At 38.5% G+C, this 24,813-nt stretch carries 26 protein-coding genes; 17 read left to right on the top strand and 9 right to left on the bottom strand.

The window, feature by feature from the left end:
* The first annotated feature begins 28 nt into the window (after positions 1–28).
* The 3 genes from QE382_RS10345 to QE382_RS10355 all read left to right on the top strand — a co-directional run bounded on the left by QE382_RS10345 (position 29) and on the right by QE382_RS10355 (position 4,058).
* Positions 29–1,114, top strand: a complete 1,086-nt coding sequence (locus tag QE382_RS10345) for a porin (RefSeq protein ID WP_307185807.1) — start codon at positions 29–31, stop codon at positions 1,112–1,114.
* A gap of 61 nt (positions 1,115–1,175) precedes the next feature.
* Complete coding sequence (locus QE382_RS10350; protein ID WP_070565435.1) at positions 1,176–2,297, top strand: histidine kinase; 1,122 nt, start codon at positions 1,176–1,178, stop codon at positions 2,295–2,297.
* Positions 2,298–2,321: 24 nt separating this feature from the next.
* Positions 2,322–4,058 carry a HAMP domain-containing sensor histidine kinase gene (locus QE382_RS10355; protein ID WP_307185808.1) on the top strand — a complete coding sequence of 579 codons (1,737 nt, stop codon included), beginning with the start codon at positions 2,322–2,324 and terminating at the stop codon, positions 4,056–4,058.
* A 127-nt stretch (positions 4,059–4,185) separates the two neighbouring features.
* Here the strand turns inward: QE382_RS10355 and QE382_RS10360 are convergent, their stop codons facing one another.
* Positions 4,186–5,187: an aldo/keto reductase gene (locus tag QE382_RS10360; protein ID WP_307185809.1), complete on the bottom strand. Its 1,002-nt coding sequence runs from the start codon at positions 5,185–5,187 to the stop codon at positions 4,186–4,188.
* 82 nt (positions 5,188–5,269) lie between these two features.
* A complete protein-coding gene (locus tag QE382_RS10365) occupies positions 5,270–6,178 on the bottom strand; it encodes a helix-turn-helix domain-containing protein (RefSeq protein ID WP_307185810.1) in 909 nt (302 codons plus the stop codon).
* Positions 6,179–6,567: 389 nt separating this feature from the next.
* Between QE382_RS10365 and QE382_RS10370 the strand changes: the two genes are divergently transcribed.
* From QE382_RS10370 to QE382_RS10390, 5 genes are all read left to right on the top strand, one after another.
* Positions 6,568–7,215: a hypothetical protein gene (locus QE382_RS10370; RefSeq protein ID WP_307185811.1), complete on the top strand. Its 648-nt coding sequence runs from the start codon at positions 6,568–6,570 to the stop codon at positions 7,213–7,215.
* 33 nt (positions 7,216–7,248) lie between these two features.
* Positions 7,249–7,986 (top strand): DUF1266 domain-containing protein, encoded by a 738-nt coding sequence (locus QE382_RS10375; protein ID WP_307185812.1) that lies wholly within the window; start codon positions 7,249–7,251, stop codon positions 7,984–7,986.
* Between the two features lies 1 nt (position 7,987).
* Positions 7,988–8,185, top strand: a complete 198-nt coding sequence (locus QE382_RS10380; protein WP_307185813.1) for a hypothetical protein — start codon at positions 7,988–7,990, stop codon at positions 8,183–8,185.
* A gap of 138 nt (positions 8,186–8,323) precedes the next feature.
* The gene (locus QE382_RS10385; protein ID WP_139144972.1) at positions 8,324–8,698 is read left to right on the top strand and encodes a hypothetical protein; all 375 of its coding nucleotides are present in this window, start codon (positions 8,324–8,326) and stop codon (positions 8,696–8,698) included.
* Positions 8,699–8,813: 115 nt separating this feature from the next.
* Positions 8,814–9,230: a hypothetical protein gene (locus tag QE382_RS10390; protein ID WP_307185814.1), complete on the top strand. Its 417-nt coding sequence runs from the start codon at positions 8,814–8,816 to the stop codon at positions 9,228–9,230.
* A gap of 140 nt (positions 9,231–9,370) precedes the next feature.
* Here QE382_RS10390 and QE382_RS10395 read toward each other — a convergent pair whose 3' ends face one another.
* Positions 9,371–9,820: a hypothetical protein gene (locus QE382_RS10395; RefSeq protein ID WP_307185815.1), complete on the bottom strand. Its 450-nt coding sequence runs from the start codon at positions 9,818–9,820 to the stop codon at positions 9,371–9,373.
* A gap of 303 nt (positions 9,821–10,123) precedes the next feature.
* Between QE382_RS10395 and QE382_RS10400 the strand changes: the two genes are divergently transcribed.
* Together QE382_RS10400 and QE382_RS10405 are read left to right on the top strand one after the other, a co-directional pair.
* Entirely contained in the window at positions 10,124–10,318 is a 195-nt protein-coding gene (locus tag QE382_RS10400) for an SRPBCC family protein (RefSeq protein ID WP_307185816.1), read from the top strand.
* Between the two features lie 240 nt (positions 10,319–10,558).
* Entirely contained in the window at positions 10,559–10,705 is a 147-nt protein-coding gene (locus tag QE382_RS10405) for a hypothetical protein (protein ID WP_307185817.1), read from the top strand.
* An 81-nt stretch (positions 10,706–10,786) separates the two neighbouring features.
* Here the strand turns inward: QE382_RS10405 and QE382_RS10410 are convergent, their stop codons facing one another.
* The gene (locus QE382_RS10410) at positions 10,787–10,987 is read right to left on the bottom strand and encodes a YqaE/Pmp3 family membrane protein (RefSeq protein WP_075994862.1); all 201 of its coding nucleotides are present in this window, start codon (positions 10,985–10,987) and stop codon (positions 10,787–10,789) included.
* A gap of 290 nt (positions 10,988–11,277) precedes the next feature.
* On the opposite strand from QE382_RS10410, the gene QE382_RS10415 reads away from it, so the two are divergent.
* The 6 genes from QE382_RS10415 (at position 11,278) to QE382_RS10440 (ending at position 16,836) form a co-directional block, all read left to right on the top strand.
* Positions 11,278–11,481, top strand: coding sequence for a hypothetical protein (locus tag QE382_RS10415; RefSeq protein WP_307185818.1), 204 nt, complete (start codon positions 11,278–11,280; stop codon positions 11,479–11,481).
* Positions 11,482–11,938: 457 nt separating this feature from the next.
* Positions 11,939–12,634 (top strand): hypothetical protein, encoded by a 696-nt coding sequence (locus tag QE382_RS10420; RefSeq protein WP_307185819.1) that lies wholly within the window; start codon positions 11,939–11,941, stop codon positions 12,632–12,634.
* 188 nt (positions 12,635–12,822) lie between these two features.
* A complete protein-coding gene (locus QE382_RS10425) occupies positions 12,823–13,410 on the top strand; it encodes a TetR/AcrR family transcriptional regulator (RefSeq protein ID WP_307185820.1) in 588 nt (195 codons plus the stop codon).
* A 142-nt stretch (positions 13,411–13,552) separates the two neighbouring features.
* Positions 13,553–13,846: a hypothetical protein gene (locus QE382_RS10430; protein ID WP_307185821.1), complete on the top strand. Its 294-nt coding sequence runs from the start codon at positions 13,553–13,555 to the stop codon at positions 13,844–13,846.
* A 480-nt stretch (positions 13,847–14,326) separates the two neighbouring features.
* On the top strand, positions 14,327–15,382 hold the full coding sequence (locus QE382_RS10435; RefSeq protein WP_307185822.1) for an NAD(P)-dependent alcohol dehydrogenase: 1,056 nt from the start codon (positions 14,327–14,329) through the stop codon (positions 15,380–15,382).
* Positions 15,383–15,537: 155 nt separating this feature from the next.
* Positions 15,538–16,836 carry a cryptochrome/photolyase family protein gene (locus tag QE382_RS10440; protein ID WP_307185823.1) on the top strand — a complete coding sequence of 433 codons (1,299 nt, stop codon included), beginning with the start codon at positions 15,538–15,540 and terminating at the stop codon, positions 16,834–16,836.
* Positions 16,837–16,909: 73 nt separating this feature from the next.
* Here QE382_RS10440 and QE382_RS10445 read toward each other — a convergent pair whose 3' ends face one another.
* Together QE382_RS10445 and map are read right to left on the bottom strand one after the other, a co-directional pair.
* Positions 16,910–17,695: an alpha/beta fold hydrolase gene (locus QE382_RS10445; RefSeq protein ID WP_307185824.1), complete on the bottom strand. Its 786-nt coding sequence runs from the start codon at positions 17,693–17,695 to the stop codon at positions 16,910–16,912.
* A gap of 520 nt (positions 17,696–18,215) precedes the next feature.
* Positions 18,216–18,977 carry a type I methionyl aminopeptidase gene (gene map, locus QE382_RS10450; RefSeq protein WP_307185825.1) on the bottom strand — a complete coding sequence of 254 codons (762 nt, stop codon included), beginning with the start codon at positions 18,975–18,977 and terminating at the stop codon, positions 18,216–18,218.
* Positions 18,978–19,231: 254 nt separating this feature from the next.
* On the opposite strand from map, the gene QE382_RS10455 reads away from it, so the two are divergent.
* Complete coding sequence (locus tag QE382_RS10455; protein ID WP_307185826.1) at positions 19,232–19,867, top strand: nitroreductase family protein; 636 nt, start codon at positions 19,232–19,234, stop codon at positions 19,865–19,867.
* 404 nt (positions 19,868–20,271) lie between these two features.
* Here QE382_RS10455 and QE382_RS10460 read toward each other — a convergent pair whose 3' ends face one another.
* From QE382_RS10460 to QE382_RS10470, 3 genes are read right to left on the bottom strand one after another with little or no spacing between them, the layout of a single operon-like run.
* Positions 20,272–21,573 (bottom strand): glucosidase family protein, encoded by a 1,302-nt coding sequence (locus tag QE382_RS10460; protein WP_307185827.1) that lies wholly within the window; start codon positions 21,571–21,573, stop codon positions 20,272–20,274.
* A 30-nt stretch (positions 21,574–21,603) separates the two neighbouring features.
* Positions 21,604–23,358: a class I mannose-6-phosphate isomerase gene (locus QE382_RS10465; protein ID WP_307185828.1), complete on the bottom strand. Its 1,755-nt coding sequence runs from the start codon at positions 23,356–23,358 to the stop codon at positions 21,604–21,606.
* Positions 23,359–23,408: 50 nt separating this feature from the next.
* Positions 23,409–24,746 (bottom strand): sugar porter family MFS transporter, encoded by a 1,338-nt coding sequence (locus QE382_RS10470; RefSeq protein ID WP_307185829.1) that lies wholly within the window; start codon positions 24,744–24,746, stop codon positions 23,409–23,411.
* Positions 24,747–24,813 lie beyond the last annotated feature (67 nt).

A 24,813-nucleotide genomic window follows, 5' to 3' on the forward strand; every position in this document is an offset into this window, starting at 1 on the left:
TGATTTACACTTTACAAGAACGATATACATGAAAAAACTAGCGATGTTGGCCTGTTTACTCGCAGGAGCAACACAATTATTTGCACAGCAAGATACAACTCAAAATACCCAATTGTCTATCAGTGGTTACCTTGAAGCATATTACCTTCGGGACTTTAACAACCCAATTGGAAATACACGCCCAAGCTTTGTATATAGTCACAACAGAACAAATGAAGTAAACATAAACTTGGCACTTTTAAAAGCTGCGTACGAAACAACAAATACACGTGCAAATCTTGCTTTAGGTGTCGGTACATATATGAATGCGAACTACAGTGCGGAACCCGGTGTCTTAAAAAATATTTACGAAGCGAATGCCGGTGTTCGTATCTCGAAAAAACATAATCTATGGATCGATGCTGGCATATTTTCTTCCCATTTGGGCTTTGAAAGCGCTATAGGAAAGGATAATTGGACTGTAACAAGGAGTATTTTTGCTGATAATTCCCCTTATTTTGAAACCGGCGCAAAAATATCCTATACATCCGCATCAGGAAAACTATTTTTAAGCGGGCTTATTTTAAACGGATGGCAGCGGATTCAAGGGGTGGATGGTAGCAGTTTACCTGCATTCGGACATCAATTAGTCTATAAACCGACAGCTAAATGGACTATCAATAGTGGTTCTTTTATCGGCACTGATAAAGCGGATAGCGTCAGACAGATGCGCTATTTTCATAATCTATATGCCATTTATCAAATGAATGAAAAGCTGGGAATTACATTCGGATTTGATATTGGAGCGGAACAAAAAGCAAAAGGCAGCTCAACGTACAATGTATGGTACACGCCTGTGTTAATTGCACGATATGCGACGACCGAAAAATTTAGCTTAACAGCAAGAGGAGAATATTACAACGATAAGCATGGTGTAATCGTTTCGACTACGACAGATCAAGGTTTTCAAACGTTTGGCTATTCTTTAAATGCAGATTATGCCATTCTTCCCAATGTCGTTTGGCGCACGGAACTACGTAATCTCACCAATAAAGATGCTATTTTCCTTGATCGGACAAATAAGTTGGTGAAAAATAGTTTGACGGCTGTCACAGCACTTACAGTTAGTTTTTAAAACAATCGTTCCTGCCGTGTGTTGGATCGGCAGGAACTTTCTGAAATGAAAGGCAATAAAAATGGAAGAAAGGAAAAGCGCTGAACACTTTTTGGACCTTATCCGAAAATCGAGAAGAGGTCGCTTCAAACTTTATATCGGCATGAGTGCAGGCGTCGGAAAAACTTACCGCATGTTACAGGATGCCCATACACTTTTACAGGGCGGAATCGATGTGCGTATTGGCTATATTGAGACACATAATCGGAAGGAAACCCATCAATTGCTGGATGGTCTACCCGTTATAGCCCGACGCCATCTTTTTTATAAAGGCAAACAGTTAGAGGAACTGGATCTTTATGCTGTTTTGAATTCACATCCTGAGGTCGTCATTATCGATGAGCTGGCACATACCAATATTGAAGGTAGCAAAAATACCAAAAGGTGGCAGGATGTTATGGAGATTCTGGAAGCCGGGATTAATGTGATCAGCGCTGTAAATATCCAGCATATTGAGAGTTTAAACGAGGAGGTTAAAGCGATTACAGGGGTTGAAGTGCAAGAACGTGTCCCTGACAGTGTTATTGATTCCGCCGATGAAGTCGTTAACATTGACCTTACTGCAGAAGAACTTATCATCCGCCTAAAAGAGGGCAAGATCTATGACGCTTCAAAAATTCAGGCAGCGCTTCAAAACTTCTTTAAAAGCGAACATATCTTGCAATTGCGGGAAATGGCGTTGAAAGAAGTGGCTTCCCAGGTTCAACGTAAAGTGGAGATCGAAGTTCAACCTCAACGATGGGTACGAAAGGAGCGCTTCCTGGCTTGTATAAGTTCCAATGAAATAAAAGCAAAAAACGTGATCCGAAAAACAGCGCGCTTAGCAGGATATTACAATAGCAGTTGGTTTTTGCTGTATGTACAGTTGCCAAAAGAGCGTGGCGATCGGATAGCCTTAAATAAACAGCGGCACCTGATCAATAACTTTAAGCTGGCGACAGAACTTGGTGGTGAAATTATCAAAGTGGAAAGTCATAGTGTGGCAAAAGAGATTATCGCTTTGTGCGAGCTCCGCAAGATCACCACAGTTTGTATTGGTAAACCACGATTGTCTCTTTTAAGGATGTTACTTGCTAAGGATACATTTAGCAAATTGCTGACGCAACTGTCGACAGAAGACATCGACTTGATTATATTGTCATAATGATAAAGGTAAACTGTGAATAAGATGAAAATAAAAACGAAACTTACCTTTGGTGTAGGATCACTTTTTCTCATGATCTTTCTACTCGCCGCTTTAAGCGGCTGGTATGTAAACCGGTTAAAAAAGGATACCGCAAATATATTGACAGCAAATTACAATACGCTGCTGTATGCCAAGAATATGTTATTGGCTTTGGAGGAAATTCCTGTTGAAAAAACTGCTTTTAAGAACTTCGAGGTCAACCTTGACAAACAACGGAGAAATGTTACTGAAGTCGGAGAGCAACAAACAACGAACGCGATTGCTGAACATTTTTTAAAACTGAGATATAAGCCCTTAGACATCACTCTTATCTCGTCCATCAGAAAGGATATTGCTTTGTTAATGGAGCAAAATATGACGGCAATTTCTCGGAAGAGTATTGTTGCGGATCGCACCGCAGAACATGCAATTTTGGTCATTTCATTTGCTGGGGCACTCTGTTTTATTATTGCTTTTATATTGCTGGTCAATTTGCCATCCAATATAGCTGATCCCATAGCAAAATTGACAGCGAGTATTCGACAGATTGCAGGACAGAACTACAAAGAACGAATTCAGGTACAGAGCGGAGGTGAGTTTGCTGAACTCGTCGCTTCATTCAATTCCATGGCAGAGAAACTTGAAGAATACGCTGAAAGTAAACTTGAAAAAATTTTAAAGGAAAAAAGTCGAATCGAGTCTCTTGTGGATCATATGCATGATCCGGTGATAGGCTTCGACGAAGAGCGGCGTGTTATTTTTGTCAACGAGGAAGCGCTTCGCATCACCAATCTACATAAAGATCAACTTCTCGGAAGATCTGCTTTGGCGGTTTCAGATGAAAATGATCTTGCTAAAGATATTTTTAAAGACCTGTTCCTTCCTGTGGAGCAACGTGAAAAGAATGCTGTTAAAATTTATGCGGACGATAGAGAAAGCTATTTTGAGAAAGATGTTATCGATATCAATGTTTTACCGACAGGTGAACTGGAATCAAAGTTTATTGGGCAGGTGGTTATCCTAAAGAATATTACGCCATTTAAGGAACTTGATCTTGCAAAAACAAACTTTATCGGCACCGTTTCTCACGAGTTCAAAACACCTATTGCTGCAATTCAGATGGGGGTTCAATTGTTGGAAAATGAACAAATAGGCCATCTGAATACCGAACAGCTCACCTTGTTAAACGGAATAAAAGAGGATTCTAACCGACTGCTTCAAATAACCGGTGAACTGTTAAATATGACCCAGGTTGAAAGTGGTTCCATCCAAATTAACTTACATACGACAGAAATACAGCCTATTATTGAATATGCTATCATGGCGAATCAATTTGCTGCGAATCAAAAAAAAATACACTTTGTTATCGAGGTAGATCCCAAAGTGAAAGCTATATTTGCTGACAATGAGAAAACGGCTTGGGTTCTTACCAATTTTCTTTCCAATGCGATACGTTACTCGCATGAAGATTCGGTCATTCGTATAGGGGTGGAAAATAACGAACTTAAAACAAAATTTATCGTTACCGACAGCGGGCAAGGGATCGAGCCTAAATATCTGGATAAAATATTTGCACGCTACTTCCGTGTACCAGGGTCCAAAAAAGGTGGAACAGGACTTGGTTTAAGTATTAGTAAAGAGTTTATAGAAGCGCAGGGAGGCGAGATTGGTGTTGAAAGTGATTATGGCGCAGGAAGTTCTTTCTATTTTTCATTACGTACTGCTATTCCCGATAATTAATACATACTAATCGGATCGTATCTGTTCCTATAGTGTATTATGACAACACGACAAAGTTGGATCAGATGAGAACAGTTTTTGAGATTATAAGTGGTGCCGGCGAGCCACTCATAATCTCAAAAATGGATTAATGGTTAACTAAAGCCATAGCACCTTCGCTGTATCGAGCTCCGATATTAGGGTATTTATGGAGTATTTCATCGATTGTTTTTAAATCAACATTCGATAATTGTATGTCAAGGGCGCCCACATTTTCTTCCAGGTATTTTCTTTTTTTAGTTCCTGGAATGGGAATGATGTCATTTCCCTGTGCCAGTACCCACGCTAAAGCGAGCTGTATAGGACTACAGTTTTTATCTTTTGCCAGTAGAGAGAAGTCGGCGACCAATTGTGCATTGTTCAAAGCATGTTCGCCTTGATTACGCGGTAAGGTTCTTCTAAAGTCGTCCGAAGCGAGATTTTCTAGATTTAAAGAATTTGAAAATAATCCACGCGCTAGCGGTGCATAAGGAATTAAACTTATCCCCAATTGACGTACAGTCTTTAGGATTTCTTTTTCTACATCGCGTGTAAGGAGCGAATATTCGCTCTGTAAAGCAGCTATAGGGTGTACGGCATTTGCTTTGATGATTGAGGCGGGGGATGCTTCGCTTAAGCCAAGATACCTCACTTTTCCCTCTTTAACCAATTCCGCCATAGCGCCTACGGTCTCTTCGATGGGAATATTGGGATCTACGCGATGTGCATAATAAAGATCTATGGTATCTATTCCAAGGCGTCTTAAACTTTTTTCCACCGCTAATTTTATCCATTCGGGTGAGCCATCGAAATAGGTGTTTGCCGTACCACTTGGACCTGCTATTTCATCTTTAAAGCGAAACCCAAATTTTGTTGCAATAAAAACTTTGTCACGGTTGGGAACAAGTACTTTTGAAATAAGCTCCTCATTGGCACCGTTGCCGTACATATCTGCGGTATCCCAAAAATTAATGCCTAGGTCCAATGCTCTTTCCAATGTAGCAATGCTCCCTTTCTCGTCCGTAGGTCCGTATGCAAAGCTCATTCCCATACAACCTAATCCAATCGCAGAGAGTTTTTCATTTGTCGTTCCAAGATTTCTATATTTCATAATAATGACATTTTGTTTAATACAAAAGTACACATGGAATAAACGAAGGGAGTTAAGACAATCAAACAGATTGTTATACAATTCAAACAGTACAGCTTCGGACTTGGTTTGGGGACATCCCCGTTTGCTTTTTGAAGAAATTGGTGAAATAGGATGGATATTCAAATCCTAGGCTGTAGGCAATATCCGATATATTCCAATTGGTATGCAACAACAAAGCTTTGGCTTCTTGGGCCACACGGTTTGCAATGTGTGTACTGGTGGTTTTGCCTGTGGCTTCTTTTACCGACCTGTTGAGGTGATTGATATGAACCGAAAGCGCATGAGCATAATCTGCAGGGCTTTTCAACTGTAGGCTAAGCTGAAGGGTATTGATTGGAAATTGTCTTTCTAGCAGCTCAAGAAATAGTCCCGATACCCTGGTTGAGGCGTTGGTATAAGATCCAAAACTCGCTGCGGGACTTGATTTCATCGTTTCATGAATTAGAAGATGCAGATAACTTCGCAACATATCATCTTTATGAACGTAGCTTGAGTTCATTTCAACCATCATCTTTTGGAAGATTGCAGAAATTTCTACTAATTGTGTTTCATCCGGAAAATAGATCGGATTGCTGCCTATCTTGAACAGCGGGGAGTCTTTTAGACTCTCTATCCGTTCACTATGCTGTATAAATTCCTCTGTAAAAACACAATACCATCCTGATTGTTCTGAGGATTCCGGTTCCCAAGCATAGGGGACAACTGGATTCGCAAATAACATGGCCGGTTTATCGATTTGTATCCACTTATCTGCGTAATATAGCTTTCCACGCCCTATAATAAGGGAAGTTTTATAAAAATCACGGCGATTGTACGGAGATACGACGGTACAGGATTCTCTACTGAAAACATTGAAATGACCAATTCCGGTATTATTTAGCGGCAAATCCAGATGAGTTAAACCTGGTTGCCTTTTGTAAAAATCTGTTACACTTTCGGCTGATTTCATAGCTCTAAATTAAAAAAAGTGAAACAATCCTACGTCATAAATGGATCAGTTTCTCAAAAATAATTTCCAATTTTTGGTTAGCTAATGGTATTTTATTTAAACTGTTTGTGATCTTGTTCGTATATCTTGGATGTCTATGACCTACTCTAGTGAATACGGAACTGATACAGTCTACTTATATTTAATTGGTTAAAATATTTGAAATTAACAATTGTCATGTTGTTTTCAAATATTGATTATTAAGCTACAAATATCGCTATATTTTGACCAAATATGGGTTCCAGATTTAAGGGGTGAATAATTATGTGCAGATTTACGGTGATCAATGAAAACATGGGGTATGTTTTCACGATTTTACAGATTTAAATACTTCATTAAATATTTTTAGTTTGAAAAGAGTCCTCATTTTCCTGTTCATATTGCTGGTTTCATTTTTAATTGCAGCGTTTTTTATAAAAGTCAACAAGAGGGAAACCTTACTCTATAAGATACAGCAGTGGGTTAGCTACGATGCAGCAGATTGGGAAAATTACGAAAAAAATAAGCAGCTGTTGGCTTCCGGAGCCACCGAAGTAACGACGACAGAAGTGACGGCTGCCGAAGATGATCTATATCCGGTCGATACGAATCGCATATCGCCGGAATTTAGGGCTTTAGAAATCGAAAAAATTAAAAAGGCAGATTTTGGGCGATTAGTAATAGCAAAGTTACGACCCGATCATGAGGATGCACAAATTGCATTAATTCATCTCACAGATCGTAAATTGACCGATGTGATAATCAATCAGAAGATTAATATTAAAGTTGGAACTTGTTTTGAAAACCCAAAAACAGCAGGTAATTATCGCTGTGTAAGTTGTATGATTTTACTTTACAATCGAGAGAAGAAAGATTGGGTTGAAGCTCCAAACGGCGAGAATTTCTTGAAAAATGCCTATGATTTCTACCAGGCGTCCGAAGGGGATATTTGGCAAGCACGCGAGCTGTCCATGAGAATCCCGTACGATTATGCGCTGGTAGCAAAATATAGTAAGTAAGATTTCTTTTAAGTAGTTAATATCAATACCGTTATGTTTAAGTTTTTGAAAGAATTATTGAATGCGGCAAAGGAAGGTGTAAATGAAGCCAAAGATGAACTTACTTTGAAAGCCGAAGAGGAAAAAATGGCGGGAAGTTTAGTACCTGATAACACTATACTTCTGAATATTCCTGATGAAGAACAGTTTGGTAATGCGCTAGGAGCCGCATTTAGAGTGATTGTTTTTGGGGATTGGTTTACAGTATTCGGAAGTACCGGAGATGATGGTAGTTATCCCATTCACTTATATCAATTTGGTAATTATCCAAGAATTGATCAATATAGAAGTGATTTTATCAAATTGCTAAAGAGAGATTTTGGTATAACGAATAGAGAAACTTGTCTTCAAATGTTGAGTTCATACTTTACGTTACTTGGGATAGAAAAGACAGGGACCGCATTGGAGGAAAAAAACGGCAAAATTGATACATCCATTTGGGATATCTCCAAATCAGGGGTAAATGCCTTTGTTGTTGCTGTAGTAAGTCATATTACGACATCCGCAACGGACGTTGGATATTTACCAAAACCTGTGGCATTAAATGTTCTCAAGAGTTTGTCACTATATGCGAGAAAGCATTTTATTGATTGGTTGCAATTTTCCGATTATTTCCTGGAAGGAGAAGATCAAGTTGGTGTAAACAGTAAAATTGGGAAATCTTACTTGAAAAGGTATATTGGGTATCTTAAAGAAAAGAAAGGAAGTCCTTGGAATAATATCGCATGGTAGAATGGTAATCATTCCGTCTGAGTGTTGTCTCACGTGGCCTTCACATCCACTACATTTTACAGCTTTGGATTTGCTTTATCAATTTGAACAACAAATCGCTCAGAAACAATTCGGTAACCATAGCTATTTCGAAGGATTAGATGCTATCGAGAAAGATGAAGGGGGAATTCCGATGTTCTATCTGACTTGTGGAAGTTAATTTCTTTTTGTGGAATAAATGAATTCTAAAGGCATCATTTTGGTTCTCAGTTGTGTGTTGATCGTTGTCATGTCGATAGAAGTCTATAGAAAAAATGTAGCTAAGAAATATTTATACGGTGTTAAAAAAAGCTATGAAATGAATGATCATTTTGAGACAGATAAATTAAGAAAACTGTCATCACGTCCCTTTTTATTTGGTATAGAAGATAATCTGCTAAGTGACGAAGATTATTTTTTTGATGAAAATTATTTCTACGCTGTCGGTCGAAGAGGCGGGGCAGGTAGATCCTTTAGGTTAGTGGATATCATTGAGCTTCGTAGGACATCGACTCAAATTAATAATCACTATATCTGGCAAGTCGTCGTTCAATTGGATAGTAAGGGACAGTCCATTTTCAGTTTTACGCATAACTATTCCCTCTGGAATAGGAATTTCTATGCTTTTTATCAAAAAATACGGGAACTAAATCCACATGCAATCAAATCAAAATGGAGTTTGTGGAGGATGTAACAAATTCAATTTCAGCGTTTGTTTTGTACTGAAAAAGTTGTCGTAACTAAAACCGTAATCTAATAACTTTTGTTATTTTAAGTAAAACGTTATTGGCAAATTACGATTATTGATCATGAATGTGTTGACAATTTTTATTTATGGAGCTTGTCAATTTCCTCAGCGCCCACCACAATCCAGTACAAATGAATCTAAGCACAAGGCACAGGAATTACCTTCTAACATCACGTTTTTTGGTGGTGGAAGATCTAAGGAAATGAATATGGTATCAGGAAAAACAGATACTATTTTCATTTCAGTCCATCAGGCCGATTCGGTTCTTATCAAAATAAAAACTCCCATGGATACAGCCAATGTACGAATTAGTCAGCTTTTTCTGCCCAATGGTTCGGCTGATGGCCCCTTTGGCCAAGAGCTTGCCTATAGATTTAAAGATATTGGCCGATATCATATTACTGTGAATGAGAACAAAATGATAGGGAATCATTACTCAGGGCCTTATGTAGTACAAATTGTGCCAATAGTTCAATAGTACACTTGAAACTAACAGAATTGAACAATAGTTATTCCAAGTAAAATGGATTCAGAATAACTATTGTCGCATTTAGGAATTTAATACAGCAGGCCTTCTGCTAATATAATATAGGATTAAAACGAGATCTTCTTTCTGGGCTACTCAACATCACCTGTGTACTTAATCGTATTATTTACATAAAGCGCTGATTTTTTAGCATCGTATCTATAGCTATCCTTCTCATAGATGTCATTCTCAACTTTATCCAAGATAATGGTATTTTTATTGTCATCAGGTAAGAATAATTCTAGCTTTGATTTATCCTCGCTAAGGATAACAAAGGCACTAATGACAGCTTTACCTTCTTCTTTCTCCGTTGGATTTAGGCGTAAGCCAACATTAAAGACCTGGATACATCCTTGTTTGATCTCACTCCAAGTTTGTCCTGCCGCGACCAAACAACCGTGCTCATCCTTTTTGCCGCCGATCGACTTGGTTGCTTCTTCCTTGCTTTGATCAACTGCTTCTTTGGATTCATTGTTCTTGGAAGTATTATTACAGGCCGTGAAAGTAACAACACTCATTGCTATTAATGCTAATTTTCTCATTTGAATCGGTTTTTATATGTTCCATGAGGTTCGTACAATAAATATACCACAGTCATCTGTTTATTCTTTACCCGACCCACTACGTTAGATTTTCATCCTTTAATTAGCTATAAAGTGTATCCCTAAAGTATCGCAAAAAAATGTGTAGCGTACGTCAATATTGTCATAGGACAAGTCGAATTTCTGTATAGTTTATTAATATTGTGATGTCGTTCAATGTAGCCTTTTATCTCAGTATATTAAACCGAATGATTTTAAACCAGTGTAGATAGATAAAAGGATTCTTATCATTTAAAACATCCTATGAAACATAAAGATCAGCCCGTAAAAAAATTGATTCCGGTTATTTTAGTTGAAAAGCAGCTAGCCGATGTTTGGAAATACTGGAATGATGCTGAAGCAATTATGCAATGTAAAATTCCATTTGACAATTGGCACTTTCCGGCTGCTGGTATCGATTTTAGGGCGGGAGGGATGTTTAATTTTAGAATGGAATAAAAAAATAGTCGCGAAGGATTTGATTATGTGGATGTGTACGATGAGATTATTTGGATGTTTTTTTTGAAAGTATGGAAGCTTCAACGATAACGATATACCGTCTTTTCTCAAAGAAAATTTTAGGAAGCTGAACCCAGATCCGGAGAAATTTCGAAATATGTATGAAAAAAATAGCCAGCGCATGATAAACTTTAAAGACTTCGAAACGAAATCCTTAAGGCTTTTGACCTGCTCGGTATTTTGATAGGCGGAGACCAAGATGTTGTAAAAACGACACATCTAGCTGCCATGCAACAGCAGATTCCTCATGCCCGACTGCTTATTTTACCTGCTAATCATGGGAACTATATGATGGCTGATTTTGATGGCGATGTCAATGACAACTGATCGATCTTACACTAGGACAAATACAGCATTTTTTGGCACCAAATTGATACCTGCCCAATCGAATAAGTGCGAGCCAAAGGTTTATCGATAATTACGCATATTACGTTCCATCTTACGTATGCGCTGTTCGTTTTTTCCGTCAACACGAGATGCAACCGCCCAAATGGCTGCGGGTATCCAACCCAGTATAGTCATCTGTAGGATCAAACAGAGAATGCCACTTAGAATCTTACCGCGTAAGAAAAACGATAACCAAGGAAGTAAGACTGCTATTAATATCATAAAAAATAGGGCTATAAACGTTAAAACACAAAAGTACGGTATCCACTATTAAAAATCGCGAATAATATGAACTAAAGCAAATTAAGTTATTTTTTTTTTGCTTGGTTGTAATGTATTGATATTTAGTGTGTAATAGTTTTTTTGTTGCGAGAATAGGGAAATGTTAAGAAAACTTAAAATAGGCCTTTCGACATATGAATTTTAAGATTTTAAGGAGGTGTGGCACCAATGTTGATGTTCCCCTCTCGAATATTTTAGATGCAGATTACATAGAATAAATGGCGGAAAACATGGGAAACAACAATAATATTATTGAAAATTTAGACAGCAAATATCGTCGATATCTAGAGGATGAGGGGAAATGGCTTAATGAAGGTTTTAAGAATATTTTCGTGGATGGGGTACCGAGTAAAGCAAATCTGAAAACCTCGGTTTATCTGATGTTACCCCAAGAGATCAGAGACGATGTCGATCAGTTGTTGCCCAACGATTGATTATAAGTTATAACAACAGATCGTTCAAAGTAAAAGTTTGCTAGAATCAGGTTTTTCCGATTTTAGTAGACTTTACCTGTTTAAATAGGAGCGCAGGGACAGAGCCATATTACAGTCCCTGTGAATCCGAGATGAACCCGACATTCTCTTGACGTGACAGCCCCTTATTAAGGTCGACTCAACTTGGACCCAACGCGAACGATATACGACGATGTACTTTTGGATTGCGCTGTACTGCTAAAAGTCAAAAGGTGTTAATCCCGCACAATTTCATTTGCAAATGAATACAAATTTATTTTAGTTTGATGATCTTTACATCGATGTAAAGATCATAATCCAAAAAATAATTTGAATGACAATTTCGATGAAGCCATTTCATTTTTTATATTATAGTGTATGCTGTCTGATCCTTTTATCTGGTATGCTATATTCCTGTCAATCGCAAAATCCGAATCGGGTGATACTTGAAAAATTGGATAGCACCTTTAATGCATCCAAATTTTATGGCCCTAAAATAAAAAGGAGCGAAGAGTTGCTGCATGCGGACGTTAAAAGTATGGATAAGAAAGAGTTGAAAGAAGTCTTTGAAACCGCCATATTTAAAAAGGATACGCTTGCTATTTTTAATTCAGAAGGGAGTCTGCCTACGTTATTTTATATCGAATCTACCGCAGCTTGGGGAACAAGGAAGTTAAAGCCAGTCAAAAATTTTGGGTATCGTTATACCACAGTGTCTTACAATGAAGAAAAAGATACCATAGCGCTATTTAACGGAGTCTCTTTTCCTGCCCTAACGATGACGGAAGATAACGGTGGTAAATTTGCTTACCTATATGCGATGAAGAGCTCAAAAAGGAAAGACGATTTCAATAAAATTCATCGCTATTTACAAAAAAGCTTTAAAGGGCTAAAGCTTCAGAATGATGCCGGGGGTTGTATAGAAGGTTGGGAAAGTGAAGATTTTTATTATTTTTTATTTAAAAAAGATAGACGGGAAGAACAGATTTTCTCATTTGGCGAAGATGAAGACAATGAACCTTCCATCACTGAAATTGTCGATATCCGTTTGGAAATCTATACCAAATTGTATATCGAAACGATGAAAAAAGAACACATTTACCTACCAGATTATATCCCTAATGTTAACGAATAATCGTATAAAAGGTTAGATACGCAGCCTTTTGATAAATCTACCCGATTTGAATCTATTTTGATTCCTCAATCAACTGCAGCATACTAACAATACAGAACAAAAATTGAAGCTAAAGGATATCAATACCAATAATAAAAAAAATAACAGATACACCTTTTTTTCGACATTTTTTGTATGTTTGTCGAACAATGACAGGTCAGCAGGAAAATATTAGAGAAGAAATTATTCTATCATCCATGAAAGTGTTTGAAACATATGGATTTGCAAGAGTCTCTATGCAGGATATTTCAAAAGCTTGTGGAAAGGGGCGGAGCACTTTGTATTATTATTTTACCAGTAAAATGGATGTGTTCGATGCAATTGCCGAGTATTTATGTCAACAGGTATTTCAGGTAGCGAGTCAAACATACCATAGAAACGCTTCATTGGAAGATAACCTAGTTGGTTTTTTACAGGCAAAATTGCGCCAAATTAACTTAATCACTAAGCGTTTTCATCTCGCATTTGAAGACATGAAGTCCGATCCAGCTTTGATGGTTTCAAAAACGCGTTACATGTTGGATGATGAAATCAAGCTGATCCGTAAAATGATTGAATTAGCCATTAAGAAAGAAGAAATTCAGCCGCTTGGTGAAAAAGACATCTTATTCTTATCGGAAATGTTAGTGACCACATCGCGTTGTTTTGAACAGGAAGTTTTACTCTTTGACCGTTTTCCAGATTTTGAAGCTAGACTTTCCTGGCTGATAAGTATCTGCGTCAAAGGCCTTCGCTAATGATTGTATAGTATGGCAAATTTTTGGATAGTAACGAATATACGTACTGTTTTTTTGTGTTCAGATTCGACATAAATACAAAATATGTCTATATTGATTTTTAAACTCTTATTTAATAAAAAACTTAGATGGGGAAAATACTATGGAATTAAATGCAAAAGTGGGCACGTCGGTAAAGAGCGTTGCATCAGAAAGGTGTATTTTAATTATGGTGGAGGCAGAGCAACCCGGCCGTACTGAGATTACGGGACTGTTGGATCCAGATATAGATTGTTATTTATTAATCAACAATGATATAGAGCGGTTGGATGGGCTCGCTCTTGCGCTGGAAAATGAAAATAAAAAAGTTCGACTAGCCCGTGACATTGAAGAACTAAAGCAGATGCACCTTTTGAACCATCAGCTACAACAAATTGCCGTTAAAATTTTGAAATAATCTAATTATGTATAAAGTAGTTTATTCCTTGTCCCGCAAGCTAAAATGGAGAGCTAGCGAGATTTATAATTTCCTCTATCAGAGTTTCCCTGAAATAAAAAATATTGATCTCATGTTAGATGACAAACAATTTTTGCTTGTCCTTCGAATGAGTAGTCGATTGGAATTCTCTATTCTAAATATATGTCAGAAGCAAGGTTTGGCAATGCAGTTTGTACAAGTAGAGGACACTGATTAGCGCATCTTGTTTATAAAGCATTGTGAATTTATAGTGCTGTTTAGCCCAGTATTTAATGAGTTGGAAAGAAACCTCTATTCGAACCTTTTAATCATGCTAATTTAAAAGTTACTTTTTACTTTTAATATAATTCCCTCAAAACATTTTTCACATCCAATGGTTATTTTTATCGCGTGGATGGATTTAGGCGATAGGGGGATTTTAGGCATTTATTCAAAAATAATATTACGATTTTATCAATTATGAGTACATTTTCAATTAAAGCGTTTGGCACAAGCGCACCAGCTGAAGAGCTGCAAAAGATGGCTATTGAGCGGCGTGAAGTCACTGAAAAAGATGTCGAGATTGATATCTTATTTTGTGGCGTTTGTCATTCTGATTTACATACAGCTCGAAACGAGTGGGGTGGGACTGTTTATCCCAATGTACCTGGCCATGAAATTGTGGGACGAATCACTAAAGTTGGGGATGCTGTAACAAAGTTTAATGTCGGCGATCTAGCCGGCGTCGGTTGTATGGTAGACAGTTGTCGCGAATGTGAAAGTTGCAAGGAGGGACTCGAACAATATTGCGAAAATGGAAATATCCAAACATACAATGGACACGATAAACACCTCAATAAACAGACGTTTGGTGGTTATTCCGAACGCATCGTGGTGGACGAGGATTTTGTACTCCATATCCCTGCAAATTTGGATCTCGCAGCAACAGCTCCTCTATTGTGTGCCGGAATTACTACCTATTCCCCGTTGAGACATTGGAATGTGGGACCGGGAAAAAAAGTCGGTATAGTTGGTATTGGCGGTTTGGGACATATGGGGGTTAAAATAGCGAAAGCTATGGGTGCTCAGGTGGTTGTGATTACAACTTCTGCTTCGAAAGTCGATGATGCCAAACGTTTAGGTGCTGATGAAGTTATCTTATCAACCGATACACAACAAATGAAAGAGCATGCGGGAACATTACATTTCATTTTAGACTGCGTTTCGGCACAGCATGACATCAATGCCTATTTAAGTTTATTGAAGCGGGATGGTTCACTGACGCTTGTCGGTGCTCCAGAACATCCATTACCCGTCGCTCCCTTTAGTCTTATTCCAGCGCGTAAAAGTTTTTCAGGCTCGATGATCGGAGGAATTGCAGAAACGCAGGAGATGCTCGATTTTTGTGGTCAACACAATATTATGTCTGATATTGAGCTCATTAAAATGCAGGATATCAATAACGCCTACGACAGGTTACTGAAAAGTGATGTTAAATATAGGTTTGTTATTGATATGGCAAGTTTGAAAAACTAATCCAATACAATTTTTAAACGCTGAACAATCAGGCATAATATGTAATTCAGGTGATGGTTTAGTTTGTATAGCATTAATTATGACTAATTGCTGCATTAACCATTTGTGCCGAACAGTTGTGAGCTATGATTAGGGGACGGAAAATTCGTCATTTTATGGAAAAAAATAAAGTTACTATATTTTGGTTTCGGCGCGACTTACGCTTGGACGATAATAGCGGACTTGCTCGCGCGCTGACGATCGGATTCCCTGTATTGCCCATATTCATATTTGATGAGGATATTTTGGAGCAATTGGAAGATAAAAGTGACCGTAGGCTTCATTACATTCATCAAGTGCTAACGCATATCAATGCTGTACTGCAAAAAAGTGGTGCCTCGTTAAATACATTTTATGGTAAACCTATCAATATTTTTAAAGACCTAGCTGAAAAATTTGACATCCAGGGAGTTTATTGTAATAGAGACTATGAGCCGAAGGCAATTCGTAGGGATAAGGAAATTTTCGAATTTTGCAAATCGATTGAGATTCCTTTCAAAGCTATAAAAGATCAGGTAATTTTCGATAAGGGAGACATTTTAAAGAATGATGGAACGCCATATACAGTTTATACACCGTATGCAAGAAAATGGCGCGAGAAACTGCGTCCCGATGATTATCGTTCCTATACTTATGGAACGGAATTTTTCTTTCAGCAAAAGCAGCAGCAAATCATTCCGTTACAACAGATGGGGTTTATAGAAACAGACCTCATTTTTGAAGAACCGCATCTCGATGCTAGTATCATAGATCGTTACGATGAAACTCGCGATTATCCAGCTTTAAAGGGTACCACCAAATTGGGGATAGCACTTCGTTTTGGAACCATCAGTGTCCGTAAATGTGTTGCATTTGCATTAAAACATAATGCAACATGGTTATCTGAATTGATCTGGCGTGAATTTTTTATGCAGATACTTTATCACTATCCCCATGTCGTTACCGAATCCTTTAGAAAGCAATACGACGCTATATCCTGGCGGAATAATGAAAAGGAATTTTTGCAATGGTGCAATGGAGAAACCGGATATCCCATGGTCGATGCAGGCATGCGACAATTGAATACTTCAGGCTATATGCACAATCGTGTACGGATGGTGGTGTCAAGTTTTCTTTGCAAGCATTTATTGATCGACTGGAGGTGGGGGGAGGCTTACTTCGCTCAAAAGCTAAATGACTATGACTTGTCTGCAAACAATGGCAACTGGCAGTGGGCCGCCGGGAGTGGCTGTGATGCTGCACCCTATTTTCGGGTTTTCAATCCGGCTCTCCAAGCGGACAGGTTTGATAAAAATCAGGAATATATAAAAAAATGGGTGCCGGAGTTAGGTACTGCAGATTATTGTCAGCCTATGGTAGATCACCAAATGGCTCGCGATAGGGCGATAAAAACCTACTCAAAGGCTTTAAAATAAAAATGCCAATATCTTCCAGCACGTCAGGTTTTACTAACTGGCGAACAGGGATAGATATTGGCTTTTTATGAATTTACTGATCTAAGAATTCGGCGACAAAAGCGTCAAATACCTTTGGATTTTCGGCTTGAACCCAGTGACCTGCATTCGGGATTGTTTTAAATTCGGCCTTTGGAAATTGCTTCTTGATCATTACCCTATCTTCCGGTAATATATATTTTGACTTCTCGCCCGCCAAAAATAAAGTGGCACCGTTATATAGCCCTGATTTTACCCCTACTGTTATAAATTCAGTATATTTATTTTTTAAAACATCCAAGTTAAAGCGCCAATCTAATTTTCGATCTTCTCTGATATATACATTTTTTAATAAAAATTGGATAACACCAGGGTCACTTAAATAATGCTCAATCTTATCTTGCACATCTTTTCTGGTTTCCAACGTCGTTATAGCTACAGCAGACAATGCATCGAAGATATCTTCATGGTGTGGTGGATAAGCTTTGGGAGCTATATCAGCGATAATCAGTTTTTCAATTTTTTCTGGATGATCGATAGCAAATTGCATGGCGACTTTTCCACCCAATGAGTGCCCAAGCAGCACTATTTTATCTGTTCCGATGGACGAAATATAGGTAAGAAGGTCGTCTACCATCACTTCTATTGACATGTCGTTACTGTGAAAGCTACGGCCATGATTACGTAGATCGAGTAAATGTACCTGTCTTTTCTCTCCGAAACTACGGCCAAAGGATCCCCAATTGTCTGCCATACCGAATAGACCGTGAAGTACAATTAATGGCGTTCCGCCATTATTTGCACCATATATTTTACTGTGTTGTAGTTCATTTAATGTCATGATAGCTCCAATTTCAAATTTTCATTTGTATGCGACGAGTATATGTAGCGAAGTTAGCTTTTGTTGCTGAATTTTTGAACCAAATTATGTAAAACATTTATGCCTCGGGTAGTCGATTCCATGTTATTAGTATTGCCACTCCGTGAGATTTCGCAAGGCACGTCCGGCCACATATTCTTTGTCCATCAGATAAGCAAAATGGTTGATTTTTTATAATGGGAATAAATCTTTATTAAAGGTGATTTTCATCACTTTTTTCTTGAAAAGTAAAAACTATCTTTACTGCAATAGCAATTACGAGGATATTGTTGAACTTGCTATTAATAGATTTAGCCATAAAAAATATATTATTTGGGGGCTTTCTCTGAAAAGAGGCCCCTAATTTTTTTTCGATCGCCCAGGCTCCGTGGTGTGTTTATCCACGTTTTTATAGGCTTAATTCTTGTTTAAAGAAATGTCCAATTTTAGTCGCTTTCGATGAATGATTCGAAATGACCAAAGAGTATCTAACTACTGAAGACTAAAAAATTGCATTTTCTGCAGTTAATATAATGGGAGAGCCATCAGTAATCAGAATCGTGTGTTCATGCTGAGCCATGAACCCGCCCTTATCGCCAACCATAGTCCAGCCGTCACTGAGTTCAGTCGCGTACGTAGAAGCTGTTGAGATAAAGGTTTCAATAGCAACCACAGTGTTTTTACGAAACCTGCGTTGGTCGAAGCGATTTTTATAATTCAGCAATTCATCAGGCTCTTCGTGCAGACTTTTTCCCACACCATGTCCACCAAGATTTTTGATAACTTTATAACCTCTTTTTTTAGCTTCAGTTTCAATAAGATGCCCAATGTCTGCTATTTTTACGCCGCCACGGATGTTACTGATTGCCTTTTGAAGAATTTCTTTGGAAGCTGTTACCAATTTTTCATGCTGATGTATATCTTCTCCGATAACAAAGGAACATCCATTATCAGCCCAATAGCCATCAAGCTCTGCAGATACATCAATATTGATCAAGTCACCCTGATGCAGTATCCTTTCTGCATGCGGTATTCCATGACAGAATTCGTCGTTTATACTAATACAGGTATAGCCAGGAAATCCATACGTAAGTGCTGGAGCAGAATTTGCACCCATGCTTTGTAATATTTCGGCTCCATATTCGTCAAGCTCTTTCGTAGACATTCCCACTTGAGCATATTCTATCATGGATTTTAACGTCTTTGCAACAGCATTGCTAGCTTTTTGCATGCCTGTTAATTCGGTTTCATTCGTTATGGACATCGCTAATATTTATTGTGAAGCATGTAAGATCCGTTCCCAGACCATATGAATTTATTGGAATATAAACCGATATGAAATTCTTAATTTAATTAAAACAGCGATTTAATTCCGATTAAAAGCAAATATACGACATTTTAGCAACTAAAATTAGCAAACAGTTTCATCCTTGAGATTTGATGTTTAGACATTTGATTTTTTATGTATCTTTACATAACTTTAATGAGTTGCTATAGATCATTTAAATTGGAACAAAAATGGCATTGTTAGATAATCTGCAGTGGCGCTATGCCACAAAAAAATACGATCCTTCGAAAAGGGTCGCCCAAAAAGATGTAGACAAGATCTTGGAAGCTGCGCGAATGGCACCCAGTTCATCTGGGCTTCAGCAGTTTCGTGTAATCGTGATTAAAAATCAGGAATTAAAAGAAAAAATAGTACCCATAGCCTGGGGGCAACAGATTGTTGCTGATAGTTCGCATTTGCTGGTATTTGCAGGATGGGATAAATATACGGACGATCGAATTGATAGTACTTTTGATCAAATGAATGCATCACGTGGATTACCACTTGATACAACAGATGAATATAAGAATAACTTAAAAGCACAATTGGCGACTTTTACCGAAGAGCAGCAGGCTGCACATGCGGCAAAACAAGCCTACATTGCTTTTGGTTTGGCAATTGCGCAAGCAGCAGAACTAGGTATTGATGCCACACCAATGGAAGGTTTTTCAAATGTGGAGTTGGATAAATTGCTAGGATTGGACAAACTTGGATTGAAGAGCGCGACCATGCTCCCTTTGGGATATCGTATGGAAGGGGAAGATTGGTTGTTGAAATTGAAAAAGTTTAGACTTCCAAAAGAAGAATTTTTGATCGAACTCGCCTAGGAAGTCGCTTTAGCATACTAAAAAGCGTTTCAATTAATTTTTGAAACGCTTTTTTTTCGCTCTAAATGCTATTGAGATTGATAAGCAGTGCGATTGATTATCTTGCAGACATTTTTAGGCTCACTATTGTCCAACGGCTAAAATAATTCTAATTTTCCAACGTAATTGCCTTTACAGCGAATGCAAAGTGATTATAGGTAGAGGATAAACTTGCATTCAAAAGTGTTTAGAAGAAAAGGGCGTATATTTGTTGAAACACTGCCGGAAACTCCTGCGGAGCACAATTTATTGAAAACATGAAGGATTTTGTTGCTATGCCTTGATAAGTTTCAGCGTACAATTCAATGTCCAATTTTTCGCTGGGTCTATACACGATAGCTTGTGCAATGATAAACAACTCCTCTTTATCTTTTTGCTACTATATTTTCCAGCAATTCGATGGCATCGTAAAGGACACCTGCTTCACCTCTAAAAGTTCCAGAGCCCTCTGGTTTGTTATCTTTTGTGTACCATTCATAAAATCCTTTGTTTTTGATAACACGAGCAAGCATCGGCTGTATTTGCGCATAAGCTTCCTGTTGAAAGCCATTTTTAACAAGCTGCTGAATCATACGACCACCAAACCAAGTCCAGTCCCCACCATTTTGATAACCGTAAGGATACATGCCTTTGTTCTTAAACGAGCCTGCCGGATAAGTCGGGTACACGGTAAGTCCAATTGTTGCCGCACCAGCATCTTTTACATTTTTAATCATTTTATCCAATGAAACTTTTATTTGCTCTTTGCTGAGCAAATTAGCCTCAATAGCAATTGCTGTTCCACCATGATAATAGATTTGATTTTCATCAAAATCAGCCGCAAATGGAGAGCCTTTGATATAAATATGGGGAATAAACTTTTGGTTCTTTTCGTCCCAAAGGTGTTTCATGGTATTACTTGCTATAGACGCTCTGATTTTTCCCCACTTTTCTTTTTTCTCAGGGAAAAGATCCATGTAATTGTCAAGCGCGATCAAAAACATTGCATTGTCGTAGATGTCCAAAGCAATATGCGAATTTTCATCCAGGTGGACACCCCAATCGTGTTCAGGTTGAACGTCACCCCAATCGACTGTAGTTGCGCCCCAAAGTAAACCATAAGTAGCATTATAACGTTTGTCCAATAAAAATTGTAAAGCATGCTCCATGCGATCCTTTACAGCCGCATTTCCAATTTTTTCATCGAGAAAAGCCTTATCTTTCGTTGCAACGATATATTTATGTACCGCTTGGATCAAAGAAGACTCCTGGTCCGTTTCAACTGTATTTTTGTGTGCTGCATAATCAGGAGCTAAGGGACTAGTGATGGTATAATAGTCCGATACGCCATTTTTTAAGCTGGATTTTTTGACAAAACCATCGGCAATATTACCATCAGGACCTTGTAGCTTAAAAAACAAAGCTAATTGATCTTTGATCTGTTCATGGGGATGGACTTTTGTTGCTAAGGTGATAAATGTATTGTAATCTCTAATCCACACCTCACTGTATCCATCCCCCGCATTGAATCCACTTTTAATGACGTTCGTAGCCATATCTTTGACAAGATTGAAGCTGCTGTCTTTTTGGATGCTGTCCTGTAAATTGTTTGTCGAAACCTTACCGCCAGCATTTTGGCAGGACAGTAATAGGAGAGACGAAGATAACGCAAAAAATAGAGTTCTCATTGTGCTGTTAGTTTATAGTAAATGGTTTGATTAACATTTGGATTCTTTGACAAAAGATTGGATAACCTTTGCCTTATCGTTTCCTAAATTACGCAATGTATAGGATCCGGCAGCAGCAGGAACAGCAAAAGTCTCAGCATAATGAAAGACTTTCTTCATGCCATTTGCTGTCGTCAGCTCAATTGCCTCCCCCTCCACAAGCATCATGATGTGACACTGTCCTTGTGTTTCAATTGCAACATCCTGATCGAATTCGTATCTAAAAACATCGTAGAAATGATCTTCATGCGTTGGCAAATGTATTCTTGTTGCTTGCGCATCAAGGGCTACTTCAGTGGGCTGAGCAAGCAGCGTGTTTTTTACGACATCACCTTTTCGGCTAAAATTGAGGTTGGCGAATGCTCTATCAATATTTAATGGGCGCGGTTTCCCATCTAAATCCGGACGCACCCAGTCGTACATTTTAAAGGTATAATTGTAAGGTGTTGCACTGATTTCGAGTACGAGATTATTCACGCCGGAAGAATGTACAGTACCATGTGGTATCAAATACAATTGGTGTTTCTTGGATTCGAATTTTTGAACGTATTGCTCGATATCCATGGCTGTTCCGGTATGGAAGCTCTCTTCTAAAGCTGAGCGAAATTTGTCTGCATCAATGGATTGCTGAAAGCCCAGATACACTTGTGCGTCCTCTTTTCTATCAACGATATAGTATGATTCGTCCTGTGTGAAGTTTTCTCCAAATTCTGTTTTTGCATAGGCTGGACTAGGGTGACATTGAATGGATAGGTTGCCGCCATCAAAGGTATCCAGAAAATTGAAGCGTATCGGGAATTCAACATCGAAACGTTGCTGGGCATGACCAAGCACATTGGCACTTTCTTGAAACATCAATTGATCAAATGAAATTTCGAGTGTATGTCCATCTGCTTCGAGCAAAATGCCATTCTCAGGGACAATCATTTCGAAGGACCACGCATAGTTTTTGACATGCTGATCTATGCCTGAAAGGTGCTCTTTCATCCACTGTCCACCCCATACGCCGGGTTCAAAAGTTGGTCGTACGCGGAAGTAATTTTGGGACATGGCCAGCAAAGTAGCATGTAGATCCTTCCCTGTGATCCATGGTAGGTTTTGGGACGATTGTTGATCGGCAAGAATTTCGACACGGGAAAGGATAGACCTTTTATGTCTATTCAATATTTCCCAATCGACAAAATAGTAACGCTTGTAGGTTTCCTTTTGATTGGTCTGTGTTGAACAACCTAAGTTTAAAGCTTCTCCCGCACGCATACGTTGAATTAGCACGTTTTTGGGCAGATCAATAAACATCAGCTGACTAGACGTATCGACTAATGATGCTCCAGGGCCATAAAAGATGGTATACTCAGCTTGTATTGATTCGGCGTTTGCTCGTATGGTTTGAAGGTCCGCAAGCTTTTGGGTGTCAAAGTATTCAATGAGTTGAATCCCGGCCTTTTTTCCAAATAATGGATCGTCGCCACCGAGGTATGGTGCGACAAGCTCCTGGATCGCTGATTCAGTTTTTAAAGCTGAATCCATGGCAATAAATCGTGGAGTTACGCCCTGTTTTTCAAATTCTTGCTTTAGCTTGGGGATGATTGTAGCCCAGTCAACACCTACAAAACCATCAATGCTATGTATATTATGTGTAATGAGATGTGCAGCAAGATCCGTGTAGGAATTTGATAGTGTTCCTTGAACCGGAAACGTCGGTGTGATTTCGTACTGAAAAGGTTTTGTTTGAGTATTAGAATACATATAATGTAATTTATTGCAAATGAATGATGTTGGATTAAGTCGCTTTTTGCTTACTTGTTTGTTGATTTTTTATTGTGCTTTTCAATCCAGAATTTTTCGATCTCTTCCAAAGGTTTACCCTTTGTTTCCGGAAGGAATGCAAGTACAACAAGGAATGCGATGGCACAGAAAAATGCAAACAACCAGAACGTATAGCGGGCCCCCCAGGAAGCGAGTAGAATGGGTGTTAGTTGTCCCACGATAGCATCGGAAATCCACATCACCATAATACTGATACCCATGGCACGAGCCCGGATGGCATTTGGGAAGATTTCGGCGGCGACAACAAATTTTAGCGGGCCAATGGAAAAAGCAAAGAAAAATAAGAACGAAAGTATAGCGATAATCAATGCGATATTATTGACTTGACCTTGATTAAAAAGATATCCAGTAACCAGCAAACTCAGGGTAGCACCTACCGTTCCCAAAAGATATAAGGGACGTCTACCCCAATTGTCAACCTTCCAGATGGCAAAGAAAGTAAATAACACATTGGCGGCTCCAAAGAATAGTTGAGCATGATAGGAATTATTTAATGAAATACCAGATTCAAGCAATATGCTCGGACCATAGTAGACAATTGCGTTTATGCCACTGAGCTGTGAAAATAAAGGAAGGAACAAGCCCAATAGGAAGGCCTTGCGATAAATAGGCGAGAAGAGATCACGTAGATTTCCCTTCGAGGAAACGTTGCCGACCTCTTGTATATCCGATAGTCCTAATGCGCCACTGATCGCTGCTACTTCCGTGTTCCGCCCATTTTTAGATAGCCAACGTGGACTTTCAGGAATAAAGTAAACTCCGATGCATAACAATAAAGCCGGTACTGCACCAATTAAAAACATAGTTCGCCAGAGTTCATTTTGCTGTGCGGAGCTATATTCGAGAATCAAATAATTGCTGATATACGCAAAAAGGATCCCGAATGTAATAGCGAGTTGGTAACAGGTGACTGATCTTCCTCTAAATTTACTTGGCGATATTTCCGCGAGATATAAGGGCACAACGATTGAGGCTATTCCAACACCCAAGCCCCCAATGCTTCTACTTGCAATTAATATGCTATAAGAAGAACTGAATCCACAGCCAATTGCTGAACATAAAAAGAGCAGGGCCGCAGTAACAAAGGCTGGTTTTCTGCCGTATTTATCTGTTAATGGTCCTGTGAAAAATACACCAACAATACAGCCTAGCAGGGCTGAACTGACAAAAACGCCCTCTTGAGCAGGAGATAGTCCGAAAAATTGCTTTACTAACGGCAATGCACCTGCAATTACAGCCATATCGAAACCGAAAAGGAGTCCTCCAAGTGAAACGATACATAAAATGATGATAAATCTCTTTGACATCTGCGGTTTATATTAATATGTATATACATACAAACATATATCTATTTTTTTAATTATGCAAAAAATC

Source organism: Sphingobacterium zeae (assembly GCF_030818895.1).
GTDB classification, from domain to species: Bacteria; Bacteroidota; Bacteroidia; order Sphingobacteriales; family Sphingobacteriaceae; genus Sphingobacterium; species Sphingobacterium zeae.

Bases quoted from the DNA above. Each gene is read 5' to 3' on its own strand.
- QE382_RS10350 (WP_070565435.1), top strand. From the start codon at position 1,176: ATGGAAGAAAGGAAAAGCGCTGAACACTTTTTGGACCTTATCCGAAAA.
- QE382_RS10435 (WP_307185822.1), top strand. From the start codon at position 14,327: ATGAGTACATTTTCAATTAAAGCGTTTGGCACAAGCGCACCAGCTGAA.
- QE382_RS10390 (WP_307185814.1), top strand. From the start codon at position 8,814: ATGAATGTGTTGACAATTTTTATTTATGGAGCTTGTCAATTTCCTCAG.
- QE382_RS10440 (WP_307185823.1), top strand. From the start codon at position 15,538: ATGGAAAAAAATAAAGTTACTATATTTTGGTTTCGGCGCGACTTACGC.
- QE382_RS10400 (WP_307185816.1), top strand. From the start codon at position 10,124: ATGAAACATAAAGATCAGCCCGTAAAAAAATTGATTCCGGTTATTTTA.
- QE382_RS10365 (WP_307185810.1), bottom strand. From the start codon at position 6,178: ATGAAATCAGCCGAAAGTGTAACAGATTTTTACAAAAGGCAACCAGGT.
- map (WP_307185825.1), bottom strand. From the start codon at position 18,977: ATGTCCATAACGAATGAAACCGAATTAACAGGCATGCAAAAAGCTAGC.
- QE382_RS10345 (WP_307185807.1), top strand. From the start codon at position 29: ATGAAAAAACTAGCGATGTTGGCCTGTTTACTCGCAGGAGCAACACAA.
- QE382_RS10425 (WP_307185820.1), top strand. From the start codon at position 12,823: ATGACAGGTCAGCAGGAAAATATTAGAGAAGAAATTATTCTATCATCC.
- QE382_RS10465 (WP_307185828.1), bottom strand. From the start codon at position 23,358: ATGTATTCTAATACTCAAACAAAACCTTTTCAGTACGAAATCACACCG.
- QE382_RS10460 (WP_307185827.1), bottom strand. From the start codon at position 21,573: ATGAGAACTCTATTTTTTGCGTTATCTTCGTCTCTCCTATTACTGTCC.
- QE382_RS10380 (WP_307185813.1), top strand. From the start codon at position 7,988: ATGGTAATCATTCCGTCTGAGTGTTGTCTCACGTGGCCTTCACATCCA.
- QE382_RS10385 (WP_139144972.1), top strand. From the start codon at position 8,324: ATGAATGATCATTTTGAGACAGATAAATTAAGAAAACTGTCATCACGT.
- QE382_RS10415 (WP_307185818.1), top strand. From the start codon at position 11,278: ATGGGAAACAACAATAATATTATTGAAAATTTAGACAGCAAATATCGT.
- QE382_RS10360 (WP_307185809.1), bottom strand. From the start codon at position 5,187: ATGAAATATAGAAATCTTGGAACGACAAATGAAAAACTCTCTGCGATT.
- QE382_RS10355 (WP_307185808.1), top strand. From the start codon at position 2,322: ATGAAAATAAAAACGAAACTTACCTTTGGTGTAGGATCACTTTTTCTC.
- QE382_RS10375 (WP_307185812.1), top strand. From the start codon at position 7,249: ATGTTTAAGTTTTTGAAAGAATTATTGAATGCGGCAAAGGAAGGTGTA.
- QE382_RS10395 (WP_307185815.1), bottom strand. From the start codon at position 9,820: ATGAGAAAATTAGCATTAATAGCAATGAGTGTTGTTACTTTCACGGCC.
- QE382_RS10455 (WP_307185826.1), top strand. From the start codon at position 19,232: ATGGCATTGTTAGATAATCTGCAGTGGCGCTATGCCACAAAAAAATAC.
- QE382_RS10430 (WP_307185821.1), top strand. From the start codon at position 13,553: ATGGAATTAAATGCAAAAGTGGGCACGTCGGTAAAGAGCGTTGCATCA.
- QE382_RS10410 (WP_075994862.1), bottom strand. From the start codon at position 10,987: ATGATATTAATAGCAGTCTTACTTCCTTGGTTATCGTTTTTCTTACGC.
- QE382_RS10445 (WP_307185824.1), bottom strand. From the start codon at position 17,695: ATGACATTAAATGAACTACAACACAGTAAAATATATGGTGCAAATAAT.
- QE382_RS10470 (WP_307185829.1), bottom strand. From the start codon at position 24,746: ATGTCAAAGAGATTTATCATCATTTTATGTATCGTTTCACTTGGAGGA.